Genomic DNA, 24,502 nt, shown 5'->3' with positions numbered 1-24,502 from the left:
GGAAATATAGCGCAGCCGTTGCCAGCGCAAGCTGGCTTACGGATGCGGCATACCCCTTGCGGGTACACAAAGTATTCCTCCACTTCCCGAAATTTGTCTGGAAACAAAATCTCTCGCTGCAAGCTCTTGCCGATTTACTCGGAGCATCCCTGATTATATCATGTATTTTTGAGCCTCCACCGAACGCAGGGGGCTTCTTTTTTGCCCCCGGGGCAGGGGAGTGGGGCCGTTTGTGGGAAATATCAAAAACCAACTTGGGAAAACTTAGGTTTTGTGAATATTTATTTTGAATTATTGGTTGACAATTTGGAAAAATTGCGTATAATACTAAGTTGTATGGATATGAAAAGAGAATGTATGATCCCTGAATCCGGCCAGATACCGGATTTGAAAGGCAACAGAATTCTGGTGGGCAGCAAGCAGCTGCGCAAGGCTCTGAAGGCCGGCACTGTTTTGACTGTTTTCCTGGCCCGCAACGCCGACCCCGGTGTGACGGAGCCCATTGCCGACCTGTGTCAGGCGGCGGATATCCAGCCCATTTGGGTTGATTCCATGAAGGAGCTGGGACGCTCCTGTGGGATCGATGTGGGCACGGCGGCTGCCGCCGTATTAAAAGCCGATTCTACCGGGATGATCCCGTAGAATATAGAACCCGCCGAAAGGCGAGAATCAAAGAAAGGAGAAATAAGATGCCTACTTTTAATCAGCTGGTAAAGAACGGCCGTAAGGCTGCCATCTACAAGTCCAACTCTCCCGCTCTGCAGAGAGGTCTGAACACTCTGGAGAACAAGGCGACTACTCTGCCCTCCCCCCAGAAGCGTGGCGTTTGCACTGCCGTCCGTACCACCACCCCCAAGAAGCCTAACTCTGCACTGCGTAAGATCGCTCGTGTACGTCTGACCAATGGTATGGAAGTTTCCGCTTACATCCCCGGTGTCGGCCACAACCTGCAGGAGCACTCCGTGGTTCTGATCCGCGGCGGTCGTGTCAAGGACCTGCCTGGTGTTCGTTACCACATCATTCGCGGCACTCTGGATACCCAGGGCGTGCAGAACCGGATGCAGTCCCGTTCCAAGTACGGCGCAAAGCGTCCCAAGGCTGGCAAGAAGAAGTAATTTTTCTTCCAAACTACCTTAAATTATCCCTACGCCCTTTCGCAAGGCAAGGCCTTGCCAGCGTTTATATATAGATTATATGAACCTCTGGCCAGGCACAACGAAAGTAACACTTTCGAGTACCGATGAAATCATTATATTATGAAGGAGGGAAGCAAAGTGCCCAGAAGAGGTAATGTTCCCAAGAGAGAGGTCCTTCCGGATCCTAATTACAATTCCGTTCTGGTTACCAAGCTCGTAAACAGCATCATGCTGGACGGCAAGAAGGGTGTTGCCCAGAAAGTTGTCTATGGTGCTTTCGAAATCGTCGAGAATAAGACCGGCAAGAACGGCCTGGAAGTCTTCCAGCAGGCTATGGAAAACATCATGCCCGCCGTGGAGCTGAAGGCTCGCCGTGTAGGCGGCGCCACCTATCAGGTGCCTATCGAAGTCCGGGCTGACCGCCGTCAGACCCTGGGTCTGCGTTGGATCACCCTGTACAGCCGCAACCGCAGCGAAAACACCATGAAGGAGCGGCTGGCCGCTGAGATCATGGACGCTGCCAACAACACCGGCGCATCCGTGAAGAAGCGCGAGGATGTCCACAAGATGGCTGAAGCCAACAAGGCATTCGCCCATTTCCGCTGGTAATCAAGGAGAGAATTCATGCCTAGACAGTATTCCCTGGAAAATACCAGAAACTTCGGCATCATGGCCCACATTGATGCCGGTAAAACCACCACGACCGAGCGTATCCTGTTCTACACCGGCCGCAACTACAAGATCGGTGAGACCCACGACGGCTCCGCTACCATGGACTGGATGGCCCAGGAGCAGGAGCGCGGCATCACCATCACTTCCGCTGCTACTACCTGCTTCTGGAAGGGCTGCCGCCTGAACATCATTGATACTCCGGGCCACGTGGACTTCACCGTTGAGGTGGAGCGCTCCCTGCGTGTTCTGGACGGTGCTGTTACCGTTCTGTGCGCCAAGGGCGGCGTTGAGCCCCAGACCGAGACCGTTTGGCGTCAGGCCGATGAGTACAAGGTCCCCCGGATGATCTATGTCAACAAGATGGACATCATGGGTGCCGACTTCTACAGAGTTCTGACCATGATCGATGAGCGTCTGAAGTGCAATGCTGTGCCCATTCAGCTGCCCATCGGCTCCGAGGCTTTCTTCAAGGGCAATATCGACCTGCTGACCATGAAGGCAAACGTCTTCTATGATGAGCTGGGTAAGGATGTCCGTGTGGAAGACATCCCCGAGGACATGGTGGACCTGGCCAACGAGTACCACGAGAAGCTGCTGGATGCCGTCACCGCTCTGGATGACGACCTGGCTATGAAGTACCTGGAGGGTGAGGAAATCACCGTTCCCGAGATCAAGGCTGTCATCCGTAAGGCTACAATTGCCAACGAGATGGTGCCCGTGGTCTGCGGTACCTCTTACAAGAACAAGGGTGTTCAGGAAGTCCTGGATGCTGTTGTTGACTATATGCCCAGCCCCCTGGATAAGAAGGGCATCAAGGGCGTCAACCCCGAGACCGAGGAAGAGGACTTCCGTCCCGCCTCCGATGAGGCTCCTTTCTCCGCCCTGGCGTTCAAGATTGCTACCGACCCCTATGTTGGTAAGCTGTGCTACTTCCGTGTGTACTCCGGTACTCTGGAAAAGGGCAGCAGCGTTCTGAACTGCACCAAGGGCACAAAGGAGCGCCTGGGCCGCATCCTGCAGATGCATGCCAACCACCGGGAAGATATCGACATGGTTTACGCCGGTGATATCGCCGCTGCTGTCGGTGTGAAGAACACCACCACCGGTGATACCTTCTGCGATGAGAACCATCCCATCATCTTGGAGTCCATGGTTTTCCCCGAGCCCGTTATCGAAGTCGCTATCGAGCCCAAGACCAAGGCCGGTCAGGAAAAGATGGGCATCGCCCTGAGCAAGCTGGCTGAAGAAGACCCCACCTTCCGGACCTACACCAACAAGGAAACCGGGCAGACCATCATCGCCGGCATGGGCGAGCTGCACCTGGAGATCATTGTTGACCGCCTGCTCCGTGAGTTCAAGGTCGAAGCCAACGTTGGTGCTCCCCAGGTTTCCTACAAGGAGACCATCCGCAAGGCTGTGGATCAGGAGACCAAGTACGCCCGTCAGTCCGGTGGTAAGGGCCAGTATGGTCACGTGAAGATCCATGTCGAGCCCAATGAGCCCGGCAAGGGTTACGAGTTCATCAACGCCGTTGTTGGCGGCGCCATCCCCAAGGAGTATATCCCCGCTGTTGACGCCGGTATTCAGGGCGCAATGGAGGCCGGCGTTCTGGCTGGATACCCCGTTGTTGACGTTAAGGTCACCCTGTACGATGGCTCTTATCATGAGGTCGATTCCTCTGAAATGGCATTTAAGATCGCCGGTTCCATGGCCTTCAAGGAAGCCTGCCGGAAGGCTGATCCCACCATCCTGGAGCCCATCATGAAGGTTTCCGTCACTGTTCCCGATGAGTACATGGGCACCGTTATCGGTGATATCACTGCTCGCCGCGGCAACATCCTGGGTCAGATTACCCGTACCGGTGCTGTCCAGATCGACGCCAACGTTCCTCTTGCCGAGATGTTCGGCTACGCTACCGACCTGCGTTCCAAGACTCAGGGCCGTGGCAACTACTCCATGGAGCCCAGCCACAATGCTGAGCTGCCCAAGAGCAAGACTGAAGAGCTGATCAAGGCTCGTTCCAGAGATTAATTTTCTGTAAAAAGAAAAATTTCTCTTGTGTTTCCGCACAATCTATTGTATTATGTACTTGATGTGCGGAAACACATATCGCCAAAAAGTATGTTAATACAATTCATAATTAACAGGAGGATTATTTCAAATGGCTAAGCAGAAGTTTGAAAGAACCAAGCCCCATGTTAACATTGGCACCATCGGCCATGTTGACCACGGCAAGACCACTCTGACCGCCGCTATCACCAAGTATCTGGCTCTGAAGGGCCAGGCCCAGTTCGAGGACTACGCTTCCATCGATAAGGCCCCCGAAGAGAAGGCTCGTGGTATCACGATCAACACCGCTCACGTTGAGTACGAGACCGACAAGCGTCACTACGCTCACGTCGACTGCCCGGGCCACGCCGACTATATCAAGAACATGATCACCGGCGCTGCTCAGATGGACGGTGCTATCCTGGTTATCGCCGCTACCGACGGCCCCATGGCTCAGACCCGTGAGCACCTGCTGCTTGCCCGTCAGGTCGGCGTGCCCTATATCGTTGTGTTCCTGAACAAGTGCGATCAGGTTGACGATGAGGAGCTGCTGGAGCTGGTCGAGATGGAAGTCCGCGAGACTCTGAACGAGTACGACTTCCCCGGCGACGACACCCCCATCATCAAGGGCTCCGCTCTGAACGCTCTGGTTTGCGAGTCCAAGGACCCCAACGCTCCCGAGTATGCTTGCATCAAGGAGCTGATGGACGCTGTTGACTCCTATATCCCCACTCCCGACCGTAAGGCTGACCAGCCCTTCCTGATGCCCGTTGAGGACGTCTTCACCATCTCCGGCCGTGGCACCGTTGCTACCGGTCGTGTGGAGCGTGGTATCGTCAAGAAGAACGAGCCCGTGGAAATCGTTGGCCTGAAGGAAGAGAAGACCCCCACTGTCGTTACCGACATCGAAATGTTCCACAAGCTGCTGGACTTCGCTGAAGCCGGCGACAACATCGGCGCTCTGCTGCGTGGCGTGGACAAGAAGAACGTTGAACGTGGTCAGGTTCTGTGCAAGCCCGGTTCCATCCATCCTCACACCAAGTTCTCCGGCCAGGTTTACGTCCTGTCCAAGGAAGAAGGCGGCCGTCATACTCCCTTCTTCAACAACTATCGTCCTCAGTTCTACTTCCGTACCACTGACGTGACCGGTATCATCACTCTGCCCGAGGGCACTGAGATGTGCATGCCCGGCGATAACGTCGTGATGCAGGTTGAGCTGATCACCCCCATCGCTATCGAGAAGGGCCTGCGTTTCGCTATCCGCGAGGGCGGCCGTACCGTCGGTTCCGGTGTTGTTACCGAGGTTGCTGAATAATCAGCTTCTGACTTAACACCTTCATCCCCCTGCCGAAAGGCAGGGGGATTTTTTGTTCAAACAACCTTCACAGAAAAGTTACCACTTTATAATCCCCCATATGATACGATACAATTATAAAAGTTGGAGGAGGAAGATCGGATGGCATACATTGAATTTGAAGATGTGAAAAAGATTTACGGAACCGGCCAGGCACAGGTGCGGGCGTTGGATGGCGTGACATTTCAGGTGGAAAAAGGGGAGTTCGTCATTCTGTTGGGTTCTTCTGGCGCGGGCAAAACGACTCTGTTAAATATGCTGGGCGGTATGGATACCATTACGGAGGGAAAGATTCTCTTTGATGGCAGGGATATCTCCCATATGTCCAGTTTTGAAATGGCTCGCTATCGCCGCCATGACGTGGGTTTTGTGTTTCAGTTTTATAACCTGATTCCGAATCTGACGGCTCTTGAAAATGTTGAGATCGCGGCCCAGCTGTGCAGCAACCCCATTCCGGCGGCCCAGGCGCTGAATATGGTTGGCCTGTCTGAACGTGCGCGGAATTTTCCCGCGCAGCTTTCCGGTGGCGAACAGCAGCGGGTGGCAATTGCTCGGGCACTGGCGAAGAATCCTCGGCTACTGTTATGCGACGAACCCACCGGCGCGCTGGACTATGTGACCGGTAAGGCAATTCTGAAGCTCCTCTACGATTTGAGTAAAGAGCGCGGCATGACTGTGATTATCATTACCCATAACCAGGCCATTGCGCCCATGGCGGATCGGATTATCCGCATTAAAAGCGGAAAGATCCGTTCCAATGAACTGAACGAGAACATCGTTCCCATCGATCAGATCGAGTGGTGAGTGTATGAGATCGATTCTGAAAATGACGTCCAGGACCATCCGGAGCTTTTTCGGACGGTATCTTGCGTTACTGTTGATTGTCGCCCTCAGCGTCAGTTTTTTTGCCGGCCTGAAGGTGACGAAGGATGCCATGTATGCCACGGCCCAGGACTATCTGGAGGCTCAGAACTTCTGCGATTTCCGCCTGCTTTCTACCCTTGGCTTCACGGATGACGATGTGGACGCGCTTCGGCGTGAGGGTTATGTTGGCAAGGCTGAGGGCGTCAGGAGCACGGATGTCCTGATTCCTTACGAGGATGGCAATAAGGCGTTTAAACTTCTGTCCATCACGGATCAGGTGAATATTCCCTCTTTGGTCGCCGGACGGATGCCCCAGACAAAAACCGAATGTCTGGGGGATGCCCGGGCTTTTGACGAATCCGACATTGGCACTGTGGTTACGCTTTCTTCTGATAATGCCACTGACACTCTGGACATGCTGAATACCCGGAGTTTTCTCATTGTGGGCCTTGCAAACACCCCACTGTACATCAGTACGGATCGGGGTACCACCACCATTGGCGACGGCGCCCTGAAGGGGCTCCTTTTCCTCCACCCGGATGCCTTTGATCTGGAGGTCTACACGGAGGTGGACGTGTGCATGCGCCGTTCCGCAGCCATTTATTCCCATGAATACGAGTCCATTATGGAGACCTACAAGCCTGAGATCACCAAGCGGGTCTATGAACTGGCCTGGGACCAGTATGACAATTATCTGGATCTGCTGGGCCTGGACCGGGAAAACGCCAAATATGTGGATCTGGAGGAGCCGGAGACCTATGTGCTGACCCGCCGGGAGAACGCGGGCTTCGTCAGCTTTCAGAATGATACGGCCATCGTCTCCGCTATGGCAAACCTGCTGCCGGTGTTCTTTATTATGATCGCCCTGCTGGTCTGTATTACGACTATGACACGAATGGTCAGCGAAGAGCGTACCCAGATCGGCGTCCTGAAGGCCATGGGGTTTCACAGCTGGGACATTGCCGCCAAGTACCTGCTCTATGCTCTCAGCGCTACACTGTTAGGCTGGCTGTTGGGCTTCTTCCTGGGGACCTGGGGGCTGCCGGAGGTGTTCTGGCGGGCCTATGGGGCGCTGTATAAGTTTGCCCCGCTGAAATATACCTATAGCCGCAGCCTTGCAATGGTCACACTGGGTGTGTCTCTGATGGGCATTTTGGGGGCCACACTGACCTCCTGCTGGAAGAGTCTGCGCAGCGTCCCCGCGGAATTGATCCGGCCCCAGCGGGGCAAGAGCGGCAAGCGCATTCTGTTGGAATACATTCCCTTTTTGTGGAAGCCCCTGTCCTTCCTGCAAAAGATCACTTTGCGGAATATGCTTCGCTATAAGCTTCGCATGACCATGATGCTGGTGGGCATCGGCTGCTGTACGGCTTTGATGGTCACGGCTTTCGGCGTCCGGGATTCCATGCTCCATGTGGGCGATGACCAGTTCAGCGGCGTGCAGCACTATGCCATGGCTTTCAGCTTCACGGAGGGAGAGGACACCCCGGAGGAAGCGGCTAAAGTAGATGGGGTGGAGGATGTGCTGCCATGCATCCAGGACCGGGTGGATGTGTATGGCGACACCGAAAATATGCACTCCGTGACGCTCATCGGCCTGGACAGTTGGGATACCCTGAACGAGTACTGGACTTTGACCTGGGATGGACAGGATGTTTCCGAACCTGGAGCAGGGGAGGCTTTGGTCAGCCGCCGTCTGGCGGAAAAGCTGGCCCTCTCCGCGGGAGACACCATCGAGGTTGAGGACAGCGACCTGAATCGGGTCACTTTCCGAGTGGCCGGTGTGTTTGAAAACTATGTAGGCAATTATCTCTTTGTCCAGGCGGAAAGCTGCCGGGAGAGATTTGGGAACGAGGGTAACAACGCCATTATGCTTCAGGCATCCGGTGACCTGAATGCCATTGCCAAGGCCTTGACGAATTTGGACGGCGTTACCGCCCTGAGCCGTATGGATGTGCTGCTGGATCAGGTGGACAGTGCTATGAGCTGCCTGAACTACATCATCTGGCTGGTGGTGGGTTTTGCCTGGGCGCTGGCCTTTATCGTCATCTACAACCTGACAAACATCAATCTGGCTGAACGGAGCCGGGAAATCGCCACGGTGGAGGTTCTGGGCTTCTATCCCAGAGAGACTGCGGCGTATGTTCTGCGGGAAAATCTGGTGCTCAGCTTTCTGGCGGCCATTCTGGGCCTTCCTCTGGGCAAGGTCATGCACGGCGTCGTTATGGGCATGGTCATGGTGGACAATTCCTGCTTCAATACGCATATTGAGTGGACCAGTTATATTGCTGCCTTCGTCTGCACGGTGCTCTTCGCCTGGGTGGTGGGGCTGGTCATGCGCCGCCACATCCGTAAGATCCCCATGGCGGAATCCCTGAAGGCGGTGGAGTAATGCGGTTGCAAAATCCCCGCAAAGCCGTTATAATGGGAACAGTTAAATGAAGGAGTCGATTGTGATGGAATACAATAAGCAGCTGTCCCAGATGGTGCCCGGGGACCGGGTCGAGGGCTTTTACATTCTCAAGGAGGGAACCATCAAAACCTCCAACAGCGGCAAGCCTTTTCTGAGCGCGACCTTATCTGACAGGTCCGGCAATCTGGATCTGAAGGCCTGGGATTATTCCGGTCCTGTGGGTGCGCCGGAGGACGCGGGGAAGGTGGTCAAAGTCCGGGGCGATGTGACAGAGTACCGGGGTACTACCCAGCTTACTGCCTCCAATATCCGCATGGCGACCGCTGAGGATGGCTATGATGTGTCTGCCCTGGTGCCCACGGCCCCCATTGACCGGGACGAGACGCTGGAGGCCGTCCAGACACTGGTCCGCAGCCTGGAGGACCCGGACTATCGTCAGGTGGCGCAGACCATGCTCTCCCGGCACCTGGAGACCTTTCGCGGCATTCCCGCGGCCAAGAGCGTCCACCACAGTTTCCTGTCCGGCCTTTTGATGCACACGGCCAACATGCTGCGGCTGGCAGATTTTCTGGCGGGACTGTACCCCCAGATTATTGACCGCAGCCTGCTGCTTACGGGCACCCTGCTCCATGACTTTGCCAAGGAGCGGGAATTCACCTTCTCCCAGCTGGGAATGGTTACGGATTATTCCCGGAAGGGTCAGCTTTTGGGGCACCTGGTCATGGGTGCGCAGGAGATCGCCCAGGTAGCGGCAGAGTTGGGCACTCCGGAGGAAAAGAGCCTGCTTTTGCAGCACATGGTTCTCTCCCACCACGGCGAGCCGGAGTTCGGCGCGGCAGTGCGGCCCATGTTTGCCGAGGCGGAACTGCTGAGCTACATCGACTTGGTGGACAGCCGTATGGAAATCTACGCTGAAACCCTCCCCGCCGTCCCCGCCGGTTCCTTCAGCAGCCGGATCTTCGCGCTGGATAAACGGATTTATCATCACGAATAATTATTATGTGAGGGGACGGCGGTTCTGCCGTCCCCTTGAAATTTGTCATCGGTAAAAATGCATTTCTTGTGGACAAATGCCCGTCAGTGTGATACAATAGGCCATGGCTTGCAAAAAAAGAGAGGAAGAATGTCGTGGAAACCATTGCATCTGTGAATTCGGCGGTGAACAGCTTCGTCTGGGGCGTTCCCGCTATGATCTGTATCGTGGGGGTCGGACTGCTGCTTAGCTTCCGCACCAGCTTTATCCAATTCCGACGGTTCGGCGCCGCTATGAAGGAGACCTTCGGGCGGATGTTTCATAAAAAGGATGCCGCGGAGGGCACTGTGACGCCTTTTCAGGCGGTTTGCACCGCTCTGGCGGCAACGGTAGGCACGGGCAATATCGCCGGCGTGGCGGGCGCTATTGCCATCGGAGGCCCAGGCGCGGTGTTCTGGATGTGGATCAGCGCCCTGCTTGGTATGTGCACCAAATTTGCGGAGGTCACTCTGGCAGTCCACTTCCGGGAACGGAATTCGGAAGGAGATTGGGTCGGCGGCCCCATGTACTATATCAAAAACGGTCTTGGCCAAAAGTGGCGGCTTCTGGCGGTTATTTACGCGGTGCTGGGCGTACTGACGGTCTTCGGCACCGGCAACGCCACCCAGGTCAACGCCATTATCACCGCGGTAGATACGGCGCTGCTGAGCTTTCATCCGGTCTCCGGTGTGTTTCTGGACCGGATGAATCTGATCATCGGCATCGGCATTGCCTTGATGGTCGCCCTGGTGCTGGTGGGTGGACTGAAGCGTATTGGCGGCGTGGCGGAAAAGCTGGTGCCCTTTATGGCGCTGATTTACGTGGTCATGTCTCTGGGCGTACTGCTGCTGAACCTGAATCGGGTACCGGAGACGTTCGGCATGATTCTGAAAGGAGCCTTCACGCCCTCCGCCGTCACCGGCGGCGCGGTGGGCAGCTTCTTTGTATGTGTGAAAAAGGGCGTATCCCGGGGTATTTTCTCCAATGAGGCGGGCCTGGGCACCGGCTCTATCGCCCATGCGGCTTCGGATGTGGAGGACCCCATCCGACAGGGCTATTTCGGCATCTTCGAGGTATTCGCGGATACCATCGTTATCTGCTCCATGACCGCCTTTGTGATCCTTATCGGCGGCGAGAACATCGCCTACGGCGCCGCGGCCGGTGCGGAGCTGACCATTGGGGGCTTTACTTCTGTTTACGGCAGCTGGGCTTCCATCATTGCCGCTGTGGCCATGTGCTGCTTCGCCTTCTCCACCATCATTGGCTGGGGCCTGTACGGTACCCGCTGTCTGGAATTCCTGGTGGGATCCAAGGCAAACCGGGGCTTCATGATCGTCTATTCCTTTGTGGCCATTGTAGGCGCAACCATGGACCTGGGGGTTCTGTGGGATATTGCCGATACTTTCAACGGCATGATGGTCATCCCCAACCTGATTGCTCTGTTCCTGCTGTCCGGAACGGTAGTAAAGCTGGTGAAAAAGGCGGGGTAATTCCCTCTGTGTATCACAAGCCCGAGTGCGGAGCAATTGCCGCACTCGGGCTTGTGGTTTTTGTGGTTAGCCCTGTCCGCCCATCAGCTGGGTGTCTCCGGCGGGGAGCTTCTTGTCCCGCCAGGAAGAAGGAAAGAATGCGGATTAAGAGAAATAAAGGCTTCCCCGGAGGGGACAGCTTTTGGAACCGCAGGCAGCAACTGGTGTGATAGCGTAAAAACGAATGCAGCTGACCATGGACCGGCGTTAGCTCCCATTTCCTCTTGTACAATCCCCCTTTTCCGTGTATAATAGAGAAAACCCTACAGAAAGAGGAAAAAATTATGGAATTCAAGGTCCTTGCCATCGGCGATGTGGTTGGCAACCCCGGGATGGAGCGGGTGCGGCGGAAGCTGCGGCAGATGAAACGGAATACGGGGGCTGACTTCGTCGTTGTCAACGGCGAAAACGCCAGCGTGGTGGGCATTACGCCGGATCAGGCGGAGGATATTCTGGATGCCGGGGCGGACGTCATCACCCTGGGCAACCACAGCTTCGGCAAGCGGGAGATCGTGAATTACCTGGAGGATACCTCCCGGGTACTGCGGCCTGCCAATCTGGCGCCGCAGGCCCCCGGCAGGGGCTGGGACGTGTATGAAACCAGGGCCGGGGATGTGGCTGTCATCGATCTGATCGGCCGCTGCAATATGGACTATACCCCGGACAATCCCTTCCTGTTGGTGGAAAAGCTGGTAAAAAATATCTCCGCCAGGATTATCCTGGTGGAGATGCACGCGGAGGCCACTTCCGAAAAGCTGGCTATGGGATATATGCTGGACGGTCGGGTCAGCGCCGTCTGGGGCACCCATACCCATGTGCCTACGGCAGATACCCGGGTTCTGCCTAAGGGCACGGGCTATGTGACGGATCTGGGCATGACCGGCCCCCGGGACAGCGTCCTGGGCATCCGCCCGGAGCTTTCCATTGCCCGGTTCCGGGGGGACCTGACCGAGCGCTACCGCTGGGCGGAGGGACCTGCCAAAATGGAGGGTGTTTTGTTCACCCTGGACACCGCCACGGGCAAATGCCTGAAGGTCCAGCGTGTGGACGAGAGCGATTAATCTCTGCGGGTCAGTCGATAGAGCCCATACCCCAGAGACGCTCCCAGAAGATTGAGAAGCAGATCGTCAATGTCACAGGTGCCCACCATGCAGAGTAGCTGGGTCAGCTCAATGGTGGTGATGATAACGGCTACGGAGAGAAAGGTCAGCCAGAACTTCCGCAGAGAGTTGCAGATCTCCGGCAGGAAATATCCCAGTGGAATAAACAGCACCACATTCCCCAACAGATTCCGCAGGGCGATGCGGACAAGATAGGGCCGCACCGGCGGCCGCAGCAGCCGGGAAAAACGCCGGATGGTCTGAAAGGGCACCGGATTGAAATGTGTGTGCAGGTACAGCGGGAAGGAAACTCCTGCCTCGTTGGGCGTCCTTGCCAGAAGCAGCCACAGCATGACGGAGCAATACAGCAAAAAAAGGATATATTTTCGGTATTTGGAACCCATGAGCCGCTCCTTTCGCAAAAGTATGGCCATTATACCAAAGACCGGGAAAAAACGCAAGAAAGGAAATTCGCCCGTTCTCCACAGCCTTTGTGGAAAAACGGCAGAAGAAGACAGAATATGGTAAGACCTGTTTGCAAAGATGTATTTTTCCTCAGCCGGCCATCCCGTCCGGCAGACCTGACGGATGCGGCCATCGGCCAGGACCTGCTGGATACGCTGAACGCCCATCGGGACGGTTGCGTTGGCATGGCGGCCAATATGATCGGGGAAGCGGTAAGAATCATTGTTTTGGACAATGAAGGGGAGGACATTCTGATGTTCAATCCCGAGATTCTCAGGCGGGAAGGGGAGTATCAGACGGAAGAGGGGTGCCTGTCTCTGGAGGGCACCCGGAAAACGGCGCGCTTCCGCAAGATCAGGGTCCGCTACCAGAATGAAGCGTTCCAGAACAGGATCAAGACCTTCCAGGGCTTCACCGCCCAGATTATCCAGCATGAGTGCGACCATCTGGAGGGGAAAATCATCTGAAACAAATCGCCCGGCTCCACCAGGGAGCCGGGCGAAAAACTATGGAGTTACGCCTTTTCCAGAGCCAGAGTGCGGGTGGTCAGATCGCAGACCTCACGGGGTCCGAAGTACTGGATGGCGCCGGGGTAGACATAGCAGGTCTCCACGGCCCACTGGGCTCTGTGTTCTGCAAAATACTGGAAAGGCTTGCCGTCCAGCTCCACCAGGGCCTTACGGATAACGGGCTTGTCCTTGCCGTTTCTCCGCTCCATGTTCATCATCTTGGTGATGGGCATGCCGCCTGCGACCCACTCTTCCGCGGGCTTGGACAGGTTGGAGACCTTGGACAGATAGCCGGTGTAACCGTACTGAATCAGCATGAAGGCGTTGTAGCCCAGGGAGTAGCAGTAGTCGGCATCGAAGTTGGAGGGGAATGCGCAGCGGCCCTCATAGCCCAGGAAGTGGTGCTGGGTGGAGAACTTGCCGTTGTAGGTGCCGGCGGCCTTCCGGGCGGCCAGGTTGTCCTTGACCAGGGCGGAGAACAGCTTCTCGGATTCAATCAGAGAGACCTGCACGTTGCCGTGGGGGTCGCGCTCCAGGAACAGCTGCTGCTGGATGCTCTCAGGCAGGATGGCAAAGACTTCCATGGATGCCTTGGTCAGACCGGCCTTGATGAAGGCATACTTTTCCTTCCAGGTGGGCAGGGCATTGAACTCGGCAGTCTTCTCACCGGCCAGCAGCTCATTGATCTCGGCAATCAGTACGGAGAACTCGGGAACGAACTCCACGATGCCCTCGGGAATGATGGCAACGCCGAAGTTCCAGCCCTTGGCGGCGCGGCTGGCCACGGAATCAGCGATGTAGTCGGCAATCTGTGCCAGGGACATCTTCTTGGCGGCCACTTCCTCACCAATCAGGCAGATGTTGGGCTGGGTCTCCAGAGCACACTCCAGAGCCACGTGGGAGGCGGAACGGCCCATAACCTTGACGAAGTGCCAATACTTCTTGGCAGAGTTGGCGTCCCGCTCGATGTTGCCGATGATTTCACTATAGGTCTTGGTGGCGGTATCGAAGCCGAAGGAGCACTCAATGTCCTCGTTCTTCAGGTCGCCGTCAATGGTCTTGGGGCAGCCGATGACCTGGATGCCGGAATTGTGGGCGGCAAAATACTCGGCCAGTACGGCGGCGTTGGTGTTGGAGTCATCGCCGCCGATGATGACGATGGCGGTGATGCCGTGCTTTTTGCACACACCCTCAGCCACGGCAAACTGCTCCTCGGTCTCCAGCTTGGTTCTGCCGGAGCCGATGATATCAAATCCGCCGGTGTTGCGGTACTGGTTGATGTATGCGTCGTCAAAGACCACGTAGTCGTCTTCCAGCAGACCGCTGGGGCCGCCCTTGAAGCCGTAGAGGACATTCTCCTTGTCGCAGGCCTTCAGTGCGTCATACAGGCCGCAAATCACGTTGTGGCCGCCGGGAGCCTGACCGCCGGAGAGGATGACACCCACGACCTGCTTTCTGGCCGCGGAGGTGTTCTTGCCCTTCTGGAAGGTGATCTCATTCTTGCCGTAGGTATTGGGGAACAGGGCCTTGATCTTTTCCTGATCGGCTACGCTCTCGGTGGCTTCGCCGTCGCGGACGCAAATATCGGAGATGCCATTGCGCAGCATACCCGGAAGCTTGGGGTTATACTGGTATCTGGCCATCTGAAGAGGGGACAGTTCCATGAAAAAAACACTCCTTGCAAATTTTAAGTAGATTTCTCCGGGGGACATTATACTCCATTTTCGGGAAAAGGTAAATAGGTATTTGCGTTTTTCTCGGAAAATTGACTTATTCCCCGGCTTCCTCCAGACCGTGGATCCGGTTATAGGCCTGGACGGCAATCTCCGGGAGCAGGTTGTAGAGGAGCATCAGGTCCCCGTTTTTGCGGGCCAGGGTTTGCTCGTCGATGGGAATATAGGTGATGTCGTTGATGTCATATTTCTTGGGGGCGTTGTCCAGCAGAACATCCCAGGCAGCCTGATGCAGGGCGTCTTCCGGAGAAAGAGCGGAAAAAGTCCGCTTTTTCTGCATCAGGCGCTGCCAGGTGCCTGTAAGCCCCAGCAGACCGCAGACGGTCATGGCAAGTCCCAGCAGGCGAAGGACACCTTCCCCGTTCCAGGTTACGGCGGCCAGGACGATTCCCAGAATCTGAGCCGCCGCAAAGGGGGCCAGGCCCCGAAGAAGGGCGGAGCGGTTGTTCAGAATAGTGTCCAGTTTTGTTTGGGCGCAATCCCGGCAGACGGCGTAGTCCTCGAAGTCCCCCAAAGCCTGAATGCGTTTGTCTCCCTTCAGGTCCCGGACGTGAAGAGTCAGAACCTGAAGGACGTGGAAGGGGTAATGGGAAGTTTCTTTCCCGCAGTTGATACAATCCATATGGTTTCTCCTGAAAAAATTGGGACGCTGCCGAAGCAGCGCCCCAAAAGAATTTTGCGTTACAGCAGCTGCGCCATGGTAGACAGCATCACGCTGCCCAGCAGCAGGATGATGGCGCCGCCCAGACGGGAGGAGATCTGTGCGAAGGGCATCAGCTCCATGCGGTTTGCGGCGGACAGAACAGCCACGTCACCGGTGCCGCCCATGTTGGACATGCACAGGCCGGCGGTCAGGCCGGACTCCACGGGGTAGAAGCCTACGAACTTGCCGACAATAGCAGCGCCGAAGAAAGCGCCAAGGCAGGTGACCAGGCACATAATCAGATACTGGATGGTGAAGCTATCAATGACCTTGCCGATATCCAGATAGCACAGGCCGATGCCGACCAGCAGGGTGGGGGTCAGGTTCTTCATGATGAACTGGAACCACTGATAGCAGGCGACTTCGATGCGCTCGGGGATAATCTGGGTGACCTTGCAGATGGCCACGGTGATGATCATCCAGGCATAGGCGTGGATGGTGACCTTGGGAACCAGAGTGCTCCAACCCTTGGCCACAATGTAGCCCCAGGCGAAGAAGGCGCAGGAGACGAACAGGCCAATGCCCAGATTGGTAACGTCGATCTTGTCGCGCTTGGCCTGCATCTCAGGGCTGATCTCCAACTCGGCGGGATCAATGCTGCCGGCCTGCATCAGCTGGCCCTGTCCGTTCCAGCTCTTGCTGGTGATGGCCTTGACAACGATACCGGCAATCACGATGGAGATGGCGTTGCCGATGGCGACAGCGGGGGTCATAACGGACAGCGCCTCCTCGGCGGTCATGGCTCCGGCGGAGTCAAAAATCTTGGACAGGGGGGTAGCGCCTGCGCCCATGCCGCCGCCCATGATGGGCAGAGCGATCAGCAGCAGAGCCTTGGCCCAGCCAAAGCCGGTAACGGCGCCGACCAGGCTGCACAGAGCGAAGGAGAGGATCAGGCCGCCGAAGATGGCGGGGAAGTAACGGGCAGCGGCCTTGACCAGCAGCTTCCGGTTCATGCCCAGAATGGAGCCGGTGATCAGAGCGGCGATGTAGAAGTCCAGGAACGCGCCGGTGGGCTTGAAGAAGGAACCGATGCTGCCGACCACGTCAGCCTTGACGAAATTGGCGTAGACCTTCGTGCCGTCCTCCAGAGTCTTCAGCAGGTGGGGCAGCAGATGGAAGTAGTCCAGCAGGGCGGAGCCGAAGATAACGACGATGGCGCCGCCGCCAAGGTAGGAGCGGATGATGGGTGTGTGGTCACCGATCTCATTCAGGATGGTGCCCAGAACGATCATAAAGGCGAAGCAGCCGGCCATGCCGGTGGGCAGAACGCCCAGATAAGCAGCGGCCAGAACCACCACCGCGAAGATGGCGAAGTAGTACCAGGGCAGATTGAACAGCTGGTAAGGCTTCTTTTCCAGAGTCTTTGCGTCTTTAGCCATGATTAAATCTCCTTTTCATGTGTGTGCGGATGAATAGATCCTCTTAGTCGCTTAGTGTTAAATGCGGGCCACTCCGGACTTGCGGGCGGCTTCTGCCACGGCCTTGGCCACGGCGGGACCGACGCGCTTGTCAAAAGCGGCGGGGATGATGTAATCGGCGCTCAGCTCCTCGGGGGAGACCAGATTCGCCAGAGCCTCAGCGGCGGCCATCTTCATTTCTTCATTGATATCGGAAGCGCGGACATCGAAAGCGCCGCGGAAGATGCCGGGGAAGGCAAGAACGTTGTTGATCTGGTTGGGGTAGTCGCTGCGGCCGGTAGAGACAACGGCGGCGCCGCCGGCCTTGGCCTCATCCGGGAAGATCTCGGGGGTGGGGTTGGCACAGGCGAAGACGATGGCGTCCTTGTTCATAGTCTGAACCATTTCCCTGGTCAGAGTACCGGGAGCGGAGACACCGATAAACACGTCGGCGCCCTTGATGACGTCGGCCAGCTTGCCGGACTCATGCTGCAGGTTGGTAACCTGGGCCATCTCTTCCTTGATCCAGTTCAGCTTCTCACGGCCGGCGTAGATCGCGCCGGTGCGGTCGGTCATGACGATGTTCTTGAAGCCGGCGGAGAGCAGCAGCTTCACAATGGCGATGGCGGCTGCGCCGGCACCGGAGGTGACGATCTTCACATCCTCCTTCTTCTTGCCGACGACCTTCAGCGCGTTGGTCAGTCCGGCCAGGGTGATGACGGCGGTGCCGTGCTGGTCGTCGTGGAAGATGGGAATGTCGCACTTTTCCTTCAGCTTCCGCTCGATCTCAAAGCAGCGGGGGGCGGAGATGTCCTCCAGGTTGATGCCGCCGAAGGAGCCGGAAATCAGGTAGACGGCGTTGACAAACTCGTCCACATCCTGAGTCTTGACGCACAGAGGGAAGGCGTCCACATCGCCGAAGGACTTAAAGAGAACACACTTGCCCTCCATAACGGGCATACCGGCCTCGGGGCCGATGTCGCCCAGACCCAGAACGGCGGAACCGTCGGTGATGACGGCGCAGAGGTTGTGGCGGCGGGTCAGCTCGTAGGACTTCTCGGGATGGGCCTGGATCTCCAGACAGGGAGCTGCGACACCGGGGGTGTAGGCCAGGGACAGGTCATCCTTGGTCTCTACAGGCACAGTTGCCTTGACCTCAATCTTGCCCTTCCACTCAGCGTGGAGGCGCAGGGCCTCCTTTGCGTAATCCATAATGAATCCTCCTAATTGTACATATCTGATGCCGATGGCCAGGCAGGGTCACCGACAAAGTCATTGTACCAGAAAATGTCTAAATTGTAAATAACTTTCTGAAAAATTATCCAAGATACGTATTTTTGAGAATATGGAAACTGTGTAAAACGACAAATGTGGTTCCTGAATCAGAAAAACTTATTTTCCGAACCGTTTGCGCATCAAAGGCTTGATACCGCCTGCCTCCAGAATTTCCATTGCCTTGCCGCCCAGAGCCTCCGCATGGAGAATTTCGCCGGTTTCCGCAATGGTGACGGTACCGGCGTTCAGGTCCAGACGCAAGGTCTGACCGTTCTGAACATGCCCGGAGATACCCTTACAGACCACCAGGGGCAGACCCAGATTGATGCCGTTGCGGAAAAAAATCCGGGCAAAGCTGTCCGCCAGCACCGCGGCGGCCCCCATGTTGATCAGAGCGATGGGCGCGTGCTCCCGGCTGGAGCCGCAGCCAAAGTTGGTACCGGCTACCACGATGCCCCCCTCGGGAAAATTGGGACTGATGTCCTCGGAGATGCCCGCGAGACAATGGGAGCCGATCTCCCTGGGGTCCGTGAGTTCCAGAAAGCGGCCGGGATAGATAAGATCCGTATCCACGTTATTGCCCACAACCAGAGCTTTTCCTTCAAATACTGTTTTCATGACGCAGCTGCTCCTTTCTCAGTCCAGATAAGGCCGGGGGTCTGTAATGCGGCCGTTCAGAATACTGGCCGCCACGGTGGCGGGGCTTGCCAGGAAGAGTTCCGCCTGGTTGGAACCCATGCGGCCCCGGAAATTCCGGTTGGTGCAGGTGATGCACTTTTCACCGGGGGCCAGCAGGCCCTCGTGGGTGCCCAGACAGGCAGCGCAGCCGGGGGTGACCAATGTGGCGCCGGCATCAATCAGAGTCTGGATGTAGCCCTTTTCCATGCTCTCCCGCAGGACATCCCGGGAAGCGGGGACAACCAGCAGCCGGGCGTAGGGCGGAATGTGCTTTCCCTTCAGAATGGCGGCGGCCTGCCCCAGATCCTCCGTGCGGCCGTTGGTGCAGGAGCCGATATAGGCCTGGTTCAGGGGGATATTCTGGGCGGCGATCTCGGAGATGGGGTGCACATTGTCCACATCATTGGGGCAGGAAACCACAGGTTCCATTTCGGAGACGTTGAACAGGTGGCTTTCCGCATAGACAAAATCGGGATCGGTGGTCACGACCTCATAGGGACGGACGGCACGTGGGGACACATAGTCCAGAACAGCCTGATTGGGCTGCATATAGGCGGTCTTGGCGCCCATTTCCACGGCCATATTGCAGATAGTCATGCGGCCGGGGATATCCAGGGCGTCAATATAGCTGCCGGTAAAGTCGATGGCCTTGTAGACAGCGCCGTCGGCCTTGATTCTGCCAAGCACGTTCAGAATCACGTCCTTGGGGTACACGCCCTTCTGGGGCTTGCCCTCCAGACGGATTTCGATGATCTCCGGGACCCGGAACCACAGCTCGCCGGTCATCAGAATGCAGGCCATATCCGTAGCGCCGCAGCCGGTGCCCAGCGCGCCGAAGGCGCCGTGGGTGGTGGTGTGGCTGTCCGTGGCGACCAGGATCATACCGGGGTAGACAACGCCCGCCTCGGCCATGACCTGATGGCATACGCCGCAGTTCACGTCAAAGTGGTATTTCAGGTCGTTTTTCCTGGCGAATTCCCGCATTTCGTTGTGGTTGGATGCGGTCTTGATGGTTGGGCAGGGGGCGTAATGGTCAAACACAAAGGCAGCCCGGGTGTTATCCCAGACCTTCTCGCCGCCCATTTCGTAGAAGGAATAGACGGTCTGCAAATAAAGATCGTTGATCTCCGCAAAATCCACCTTGGCGGTGACGATCTCGCCGGTCTTTACGGAAGGGAGACCTGCGTTGCGGGCAAGAATCTTTTCAATGGCATGCATGGAATCACTCCTAAATCTCTTGAATTGAATATTGTATACAATATTCATGTACGCAGTATAGCACAGTCCAATCCGCAATGCAATAGGAGATGAAAAAACAGAATAAATTCGTGAATACATCCAAAAATTACGACATGTGTTTGTACAGGATGCCAGGGGCGGCGGAAGGTTGATTTTTCCTGCCGGACATGGTACTATAAAAAAAAATGAACGGAATCGGAGAATGTATATGGAAACCATCGAAGTATTGCCCATCCGGGTGCGGATCACCGCCATTTTGCGGAAGGCGCTGCTTTCCGGAGAGTTTGCGCCGGGGGAGGAGCTGAGCTTGTCGGAGACGGCGGCAAGGCTGGGCGTCTCCAGAACGCCTGTGCGGGAGGCCTTTCAGTCCCTGGCATCGGAAGGATTGCTGGAGCTGCGGATGAACCGGGGCGCAATTGTAATAGGTGTCGACGAAAAGTTTATTCGGGATCATTTCGAGGTTCGCCGGCTGCTGGAATCCGAGGCACTGGCCGGCGCGATCCACGCCAGACCTCCGCTGGAGGAACTGGAGGCACTCCAGTGCTGGGCAGAGGAGCACCGGGGGACCATGACGGCGGAGGAATACAGTGCCTACAATCAGCGCTTCCATATGGCCATCTGGGACGCGGACGGCAACAAACGGCTGAAAGCGCTGCTGCTGTCCCTGTGGAACGGACCTTCTGCCGGAAAGGCAGGCCGGGATACGGCCCATGAAGAAATCTCCATCCGGGAGCACCGGCAGATGCTGGAGTGCATCCGCCGGGGAGACGTTCCGGGGGGCAGGGAGACGATGGAACTGCATATCAGGCGGAGCATGGAGAACATCCTGCGCAGCTACCAGACTGCCCGCAAAGAGAAAGAGAAAACGGGGGAACAGAAATGCTGACGATCTTTGTGACCGCGGTCAATGCCATTTTGCCCATTGTGCTGCTGATCGCCCTGGGGTATGGGCTCCGGCAGTGCAGCTTTCTGACAAAGGAATTTGTCGCCGGAGGCAATAAGCTGATGTTCCGGCTGCTGATCCCGCTGATGCTGTTTACGAATACCTACACGATTGAGTCTTTTTCCAGCGTGCCCTGGGATCTGACACTGTACGGGGCGGGAATGGTGCTGGTCATTTTTCTGCTGGGGTATTTTCTGACGCCCGGACTCACCCGGGAGCCGGGGCGCAAGGGCGCACTGCTGCAGAGCACATTTCGCAGCAACACGGCGGTCATCGGCATTTCCCTGGCCCAGGCTCTGGGCGGGGAGGAGGCAGTTCAGGTGGCGACGGTCGTAACGGCGGTCTGCGTGCCCCTGCTGAATGTGCTGGCGGTGGTGGCCCTGTCCATCTATGGTTCCAACGGCGGAAAGCTGGATGGAAAGAGGCTGCTGAAAAACATCGTGACCAATCCTTTGATATTGGGCATTGCGGCGGGATTCCTCTGCATTGCCCTGCGGGCGGTGGAAAAGGCGGTTTTTGGGTCCGTGGTATTCACCCTCGGTGGGAACCTTCGATTTCTGTATTCCGCCCTGCAGCAGGCGGGCAGCATTGCCACACCCTTTGCGCTGATCGTTCTGGGCGCGCAGTTCAATTTCGCTGCCATGGGAGATATGAAGAAGGAGATCCTCTGGGGCTCCGCCTGGCGGGTGGTAATTGCTCCGGCACTAGGGCTGGGGGCGGCCATTGTACTGAATCAATTCGGCGTCCTGCACTGTGCCTCCGCGGATTATCCGGCGCTGATCGCTCTGTTCGGAACGCCTACAGCGGTATCCAGCGCGGTTATGGCTGGGCAGATGGGCTGCGATGAGCAGCTGGCGACCCAAATTGTGGTATGGAGCAGTGTAGCTTCTATTTTTACATTGTTTGTGACCGTATGCCTGCTGATGGGCATGGGGTTGCTGATTGTATAAATAAAACAGGAGGTAGAGCAATGTTCATTGACCTTGTAAGGAAGGCCAGGAGTCACCGGGGCTTCCGGCAGGACAGGCCTGTTACCCGGCAGGAGCTGGGGTATCTGGTGGAGTGCGCCCGGTACACCCCATCTGCCCGGAACGACCAGGTCCTGAAGTACTATCTGGCGAATGATCCCGAAACTGTGGCGCGGATTTTGCCCTTGAGCAAATGGGCGGGGGCTCTGGCGGAGCTGCATTTGCCCAGAAAAGGGGCGGAGCCCGCGGCGTTTATTGTTATCTGCCTGGATAGCATGCTGGCGGAAAATCCGGCGCCCTATCAGCGGGATGTGGGGATTGTGGCCCAGACGATGCTTCTGGCCGCGGCGGAAATGGGCCTGAACGGCTGCATGATCGGCTCCTTCGCGGCAGGGCAGCTGCGGGAGACGCTGAATCTGCCGGAGACCATGAAACCCCAGCTTCTGCTGGCTCTGGGCGCCGGGACGGACAGAATTGTTCTTACGGATGTCCGGGAAGACGGAAAAACGACGTACTATCGGGATGAGAATGACACCCATTATGTGCCAAAGCGTACACCGGAGCAGTTGATTTTGAATAAATAAGGACAAATGTCCATGACAGGCGAAGTTTTTCTTGAAAAGCAGAGAAAAGTGTGCTAACATGGTGGAATCCTGAAAAGCAGAGGAGCTGTACGGCTATGGAAAAGAAAAAAATCGACTGGAGCAGCATTGGGTTCGGCTATGTCCAGACGGACTATCGCTATGTTGCGAATTACAAGAACGGTGCGTGGGATGAAGGCGGGCTGACCACCGATGCCAACATCACCATGAATGAGTGCGCATGTGTGCTGCAGTACGCTCAGACCGTTTTCGAGGGCATGAAGGCCTACACCACCGCGGATGGCAGAACTGTCTGCTTCCGTCCGGATCTGAACGCCGAGCGAATGATGGATTCCTGCCGCAGAATGCGGATGCCTGTGTTCCCCAAGGAACGCTTCCTGGATGCCATTCGGCAGACGGTGAAAGCCAATGAGGCCTGGGTACCCCCTTACGGCTCCGGCGCGAGCCTGTACCTGCGGCCTTATATGTTCGGCAGCGACCCCATTATCGGCGTGAAGCCCGCCAACGAATTCCAGTTCAGGGTTTTCGGCACACCTGTGGGTCCCTACTTCAAGGGCGGCATCAAGCCCCTGACCATCCGCGTCTCCGATTTGGACCGGGCGGCCCCCAGAGGCACCGGCCACATTAAAGCAGGTCTGAACTACGCCATGAGCCTGTATAATATTGTGGATGCCCACGAGCAGGGCTACGACGAGAATCTGTATGTGGATTCTGCCACCCGTACCCATATCGAGGAGACCGGCGGCGCGAATATTGTGTTCGTCACCGGGGAGGGCAAGCTGGTAGTTCCCAAGTCTGACACCATTCTGCCTTCCATTACCCGCCGTTCTCTGATTCAGGTGGCCAGGGACTATCTGGGTTTGGAGGTTGAGGAGCGTGTTGTCGGCATCGACGAGCTGGGGAATTTCGCGGAGGCCGGTCTGTGCGGCACCGCGGCGGTCATTTCCCCTGTGGGAAAGATTGTTGATCATGGCGAAGAGTACACCTATGCCGGCATGGGCAGCGTGATCGGGAAGTTGTATCATACCCTGACCGGCATCCAGATGGGCACCACTCCTGCCCCTGAGGGCTGGATTATGGTGATCGACTGAAGGCAGTATTGGAAAAGCGCAGGGGACAATGTCGGCATTGCCCCCTGCAGCTGTAAATTTCACTGGATGTAAGGAGAATGCTCCATGGATTTTCTGGAACTGGCAAAGCTGCGTCAATCCTGCCGCAGCTATGACGAAAATCGGGATGTTGAGCCGGAAAAGCTGGCTGCCATTTTGGAGGCAGGGCGTCTGTCCCCCTCTGCCTGCAACAGCCAGCCCTATCATATTACGGTCTGCCGGGGCGAAAAGGCCAGACAGGCCGCCGCGGCAGTCAGCGGTATGGGCATGAATAAGTTTGCCGCTCAGGCCCCCGTTCTGCTGCTGCTCTCGGAGGAGGATTACAATAAGTCCGCCGCGCTGGGGGCCAAACTCAAAAAGAATGACTACCGGTCTCTGGATATCGGCATCCTGACGGCCTATCTGACCTCCGAAGCCGCTTCTCTGGGCCTTTCCACCTGTATCCTGGGCTGGCTGGACAGCGAAAAGCTCCAATCTCTTGCCGGATTGAAGCACCCCGTCCGTCTGGTCATCACCTTGGGCTATGCCAAGGAGGGCGACCCTCTGCGGGAGAAGAAGCGGAAGGAATTGTCTGAACTGGTCAGTGAGCTGTGAGGATATAAAGGGGCTGCTGCCAAATAAGTTTTCTCGTAGGGGGCGGCAATCTGCCGCCCCCTATCTCACGGAATTGCGCGTTTTGTTTTGCCAAACTGTTCCGAAAAATAGCGGGCGGGGCGCTTTTACCGGCGTGAACTATCCGGCAAGCCGGGCTG

General features: G+C 56.6%; 24 protein-coding genes. 17 read left to right on the top strand and 7 right to left on the bottom strand.

Annotated elements, in window-relative coordinates; translation table 11 throughout:
- The 11 genes from KQI10_RS04660 to KQI10_RS04610 form a co-directional block, all read left to right on the top strand.
- Window positions 1-290, top strand: a 290-nt coding sequence (locus tag KQI10_RS04660; protein WP_216566248.1) for a hypothetical protein, incomplete at its 5' end; no start/stop codon positions are given.
- A 67-nt stretch (window positions 291-357) separates the two neighbouring features.
- Window positions 358-642, top strand: coding sequence for a ribosomal L7Ae/L30e/S12e/Gadd45 family protein (locus tag KQI10_RS04655; RefSeq protein ID WP_216566247.1), 285 nt, complete (start codon window positions 358-360; stop codon window positions 640-642).
- 47 nt (window positions 643-689) lie between these two features.
- On the top strand, window positions 690-1,115 hold the full coding sequence (gene rpsL, locus KQI10_RS04650; protein ID WP_216566246.1) for a 30S ribosomal protein S12: 426 nt from the start codon (window positions 690-692) through the stop codon (window positions 1,113-1,115).
- A gap of 141 nt (window positions 1,116-1,256) precedes the next feature.
- Window positions 1,257-1,745 (top strand): 30S ribosomal protein S7, encoded by a 489-nt coding sequence (gene rpsG, locus KQI10_RS04645; RefSeq protein ID WP_253285145.1) that lies wholly within the window; start codon window positions 1,257-1,259, stop codon window positions 1,743-1,745.
- Window positions 1,746-1,760: 15 nt separating this feature from the next.
- On the top strand, window positions 1,761-3,839 hold the full coding sequence (gene fusA / locus KQI10_RS04640; protein ID WP_216566244.1) for an elongation factor G: 2,079 nt from the start codon (window positions 1,761-1,763) through the stop codon (window positions 3,837-3,839).
- 130 nt (window positions 3,840-3,969) lie between these two features.
- A complete protein-coding gene (gene tuf, locus KQI10_RS04635; protein WP_216566243.1) occupies window positions 3,970-5,172 on the top strand; it encodes an elongation factor Tu in 1,203 nt (400 codons plus the stop codon).
- Between the two features lie 141 nt (window positions 5,173-5,313).
- Entirely contained in the window at window positions 5,314-6,015 is a 702-nt protein-coding gene (locus tag KQI10_RS04630) for an ABC transporter ATP-binding protein (protein ID WP_216566242.1), read from the top strand.
- Window positions 6,016-6,019: 4 nt separating this feature from the next.
- A complete protein-coding gene (locus KQI10_RS04625; RefSeq protein WP_216566241.1) occupies window positions 6,020-8,467 on the top strand; it encodes an FtsX-like permease family protein in 2,448 nt (815 codons plus the stop codon).
- 64 nt (window positions 8,468-8,531) lie between these two features.
- Entirely contained in the window at window positions 8,532-9,482 is a 951-nt protein-coding gene (locus tag KQI10_RS04620; protein ID WP_216566240.1) for a 3'-5' exoribonuclease YhaM family protein, read from the top strand.
- 134 nt (window positions 9,483-9,616) lie between these two features.
- Window positions 9,617-10,990, top strand: a complete 1,374-nt coding sequence (locus KQI10_RS04615) for an alanine/glycine:cation symporter family protein (protein ID WP_371818354.1) — start codon at window positions 9,617-9,619, stop codon at window positions 10,988-10,990.
- 323 nt (window positions 10,991-11,313) lie between these two features.
- Window positions 11,314-12,090, top strand: coding sequence for a TIGR00282 family metallophosphoesterase (locus tag KQI10_RS04610; RefSeq protein WP_216566239.1), 777 nt, complete (start codon window positions 11,314-11,316; stop codon window positions 12,088-12,090).
- Here KQI10_RS04610 and KQI10_RS04605 read toward each other — a convergent pair.
- A complete protein-coding gene (locus KQI10_RS04605; RefSeq protein ID WP_216566238.1) occupies window positions 12,087-12,533 on the bottom strand; it encodes a VanZ family protein in 447 nt (148 codons plus the stop codon). The two genes, KQI10_RS04610 and KQI10_RS04605, sit on opposite strands and share 4 nt — an antisense overlap.
- 117 nt (window positions 12,534-12,650) lie before the next feature.
- Here KQI10_RS04605 and KQI10_RS04600 point away from each other — a divergent pair, with 117 nt between their 5' ends.
- The gene (locus tag KQI10_RS04600) at window positions 12,651-13,061 is read left to right on the top strand and encodes a peptide deformylase (RefSeq protein WP_216566237.1); all 411 of its coding nucleotides are present in this window, start codon (window positions 12,651-12,653) and stop codon (window positions 13,059-13,061) included.
- Window positions 13,062-13,108: 47 nt separating this feature from the next.
- Here KQI10_RS04600 and KQI10_RS04595 read toward each other — a convergent pair whose 3' ends face one another.
- From KQI10_RS04595 to KQI10_RS04570, 6 genes are all read right to left on the bottom strand, one after another.
- Window positions 13,109-14,767, bottom strand: a complete 1,659-nt coding sequence (locus KQI10_RS04595; RefSeq protein WP_216566236.1) for a diphosphate--fructose-6-phosphate 1-phosphotransferase — start codon at window positions 14,765-14,767, stop codon at window positions 13,109-13,111.
- A 106-nt stretch (window positions 14,768-14,873) separates the two neighbouring features.
- Window positions 14,874-15,458 carry a hypothetical protein gene (locus KQI10_RS04590; protein WP_216566235.1) on the bottom strand — a complete coding sequence of 195 codons (585 nt, stop codon included), beginning with the start codon at window positions 15,456-15,458 and terminating at the stop codon, window positions 14,874-14,876.
- A 59-nt stretch (window positions 15,459-15,517) separates the two neighbouring features.
- Window positions 15,518-16,918, bottom strand: a complete 1,401-nt coding sequence (locus tag KQI10_RS04585; RefSeq protein WP_216566234.1) for a 2-hydroxycarboxylate transporter family protein — start codon at window positions 16,916-16,918, stop codon at window positions 15,518-15,520.
- Window positions 16,919-16,975: 57 nt separating this feature from the next.
- Window positions 16,976-18,148, bottom strand: coding sequence for an NADP-dependent malic enzyme (locus tag KQI10_RS04580; RefSeq protein ID WP_216566233.1), 1,173 nt, complete (start codon window positions 18,146-18,148; stop codon window positions 16,976-16,978).
- A gap of 180 nt (window positions 18,149-18,328) precedes the next feature.
- Entirely contained in the window at window positions 18,329-18,829 is a 501-nt protein-coding gene (locus KQI10_RS04575; protein WP_216566232.1) for a 3-isopropylmalate dehydratase small subunit, read from the bottom strand.
- 18 nt (window positions 18,830-18,847) lie between these two features.
- Window positions 18,848-20,107 (bottom strand): 3-isopropylmalate dehydratase large subunit, encoded by a 1,260-nt coding sequence (locus KQI10_RS04570; protein ID WP_216566231.1) that lies wholly within the window; start codon window positions 20,105-20,107, stop codon window positions 18,848-18,850.
- Window positions 20,108-20,336: 229 nt separating this feature from the next.
- On the opposite strand from KQI10_RS04570, the gene KQI10_RS04565 reads away from it, so the two are divergent.
- From KQI10_RS04565 to KQI10_RS04545, 5 genes are all read left to right on the top strand, one after another.
- Window positions 20,337-21,014, top strand: a complete 678-nt coding sequence (locus KQI10_RS04565; protein WP_216566230.1) for a GntR family transcriptional regulator — start codon at window positions 20,337-20,339, stop codon at window positions 21,012-21,014.
- Complete coding sequence (locus tag KQI10_RS04560) at window positions 21,008-22,021, top strand: AEC family transporter (RefSeq protein ID WP_216566229.1); 1,014 nt, start codon at window positions 21,008-21,010, stop codon at window positions 22,019-22,021. Before KQI10_RS04565 ends, KQI10_RS04560 begins: the two co-directional genes overlap by 7 nt.
- A 20-nt stretch (window positions 22,022-22,041) precedes the next feature.
- Window positions 22,042-22,623, top strand: a complete 582-nt coding sequence (locus KQI10_RS04555; protein ID WP_216566228.1) for a nitroreductase family protein — start codon at window positions 22,042-22,044, stop codon at window positions 22,621-22,623.
- A gap of 50 nt (window positions 22,624-22,673) precedes the next feature.
- Entirely contained in the window at window positions 22,674-23,732 is a 1,059-nt protein-coding gene (locus KQI10_RS04550) for a branched-chain amino acid aminotransferase (RefSeq protein WP_371818353.1), read from the top strand.
- Window positions 23,733-23,816: 84 nt separating this feature from the next.
- Window positions 23,817-24,344 carry a nitroreductase family protein gene (locus KQI10_RS04545; protein ID WP_216566226.1) on the top strand — a complete coding sequence of 176 codons (528 nt, stop codon included), beginning with the start codon at window positions 23,817-23,819 and terminating at the stop codon, window positions 24,342-24,344.
- Window positions 24,345-24,502 lie beyond the last annotated feature (158 nt).

Source organism: Pseudoflavonifractor sp. MSJ-30, from assembly GCF_018918045.1.
Taxonomy (GTDB): domain Bacteria; phylum Bacillota; class Clostridia; order Oscillospirales; family Oscillospiraceae; genus Faecousia.
Note: the sequence above shows the minus strand (reverse complement) of the source record. Positions and strands in the feature narration are given on the sequence as shown.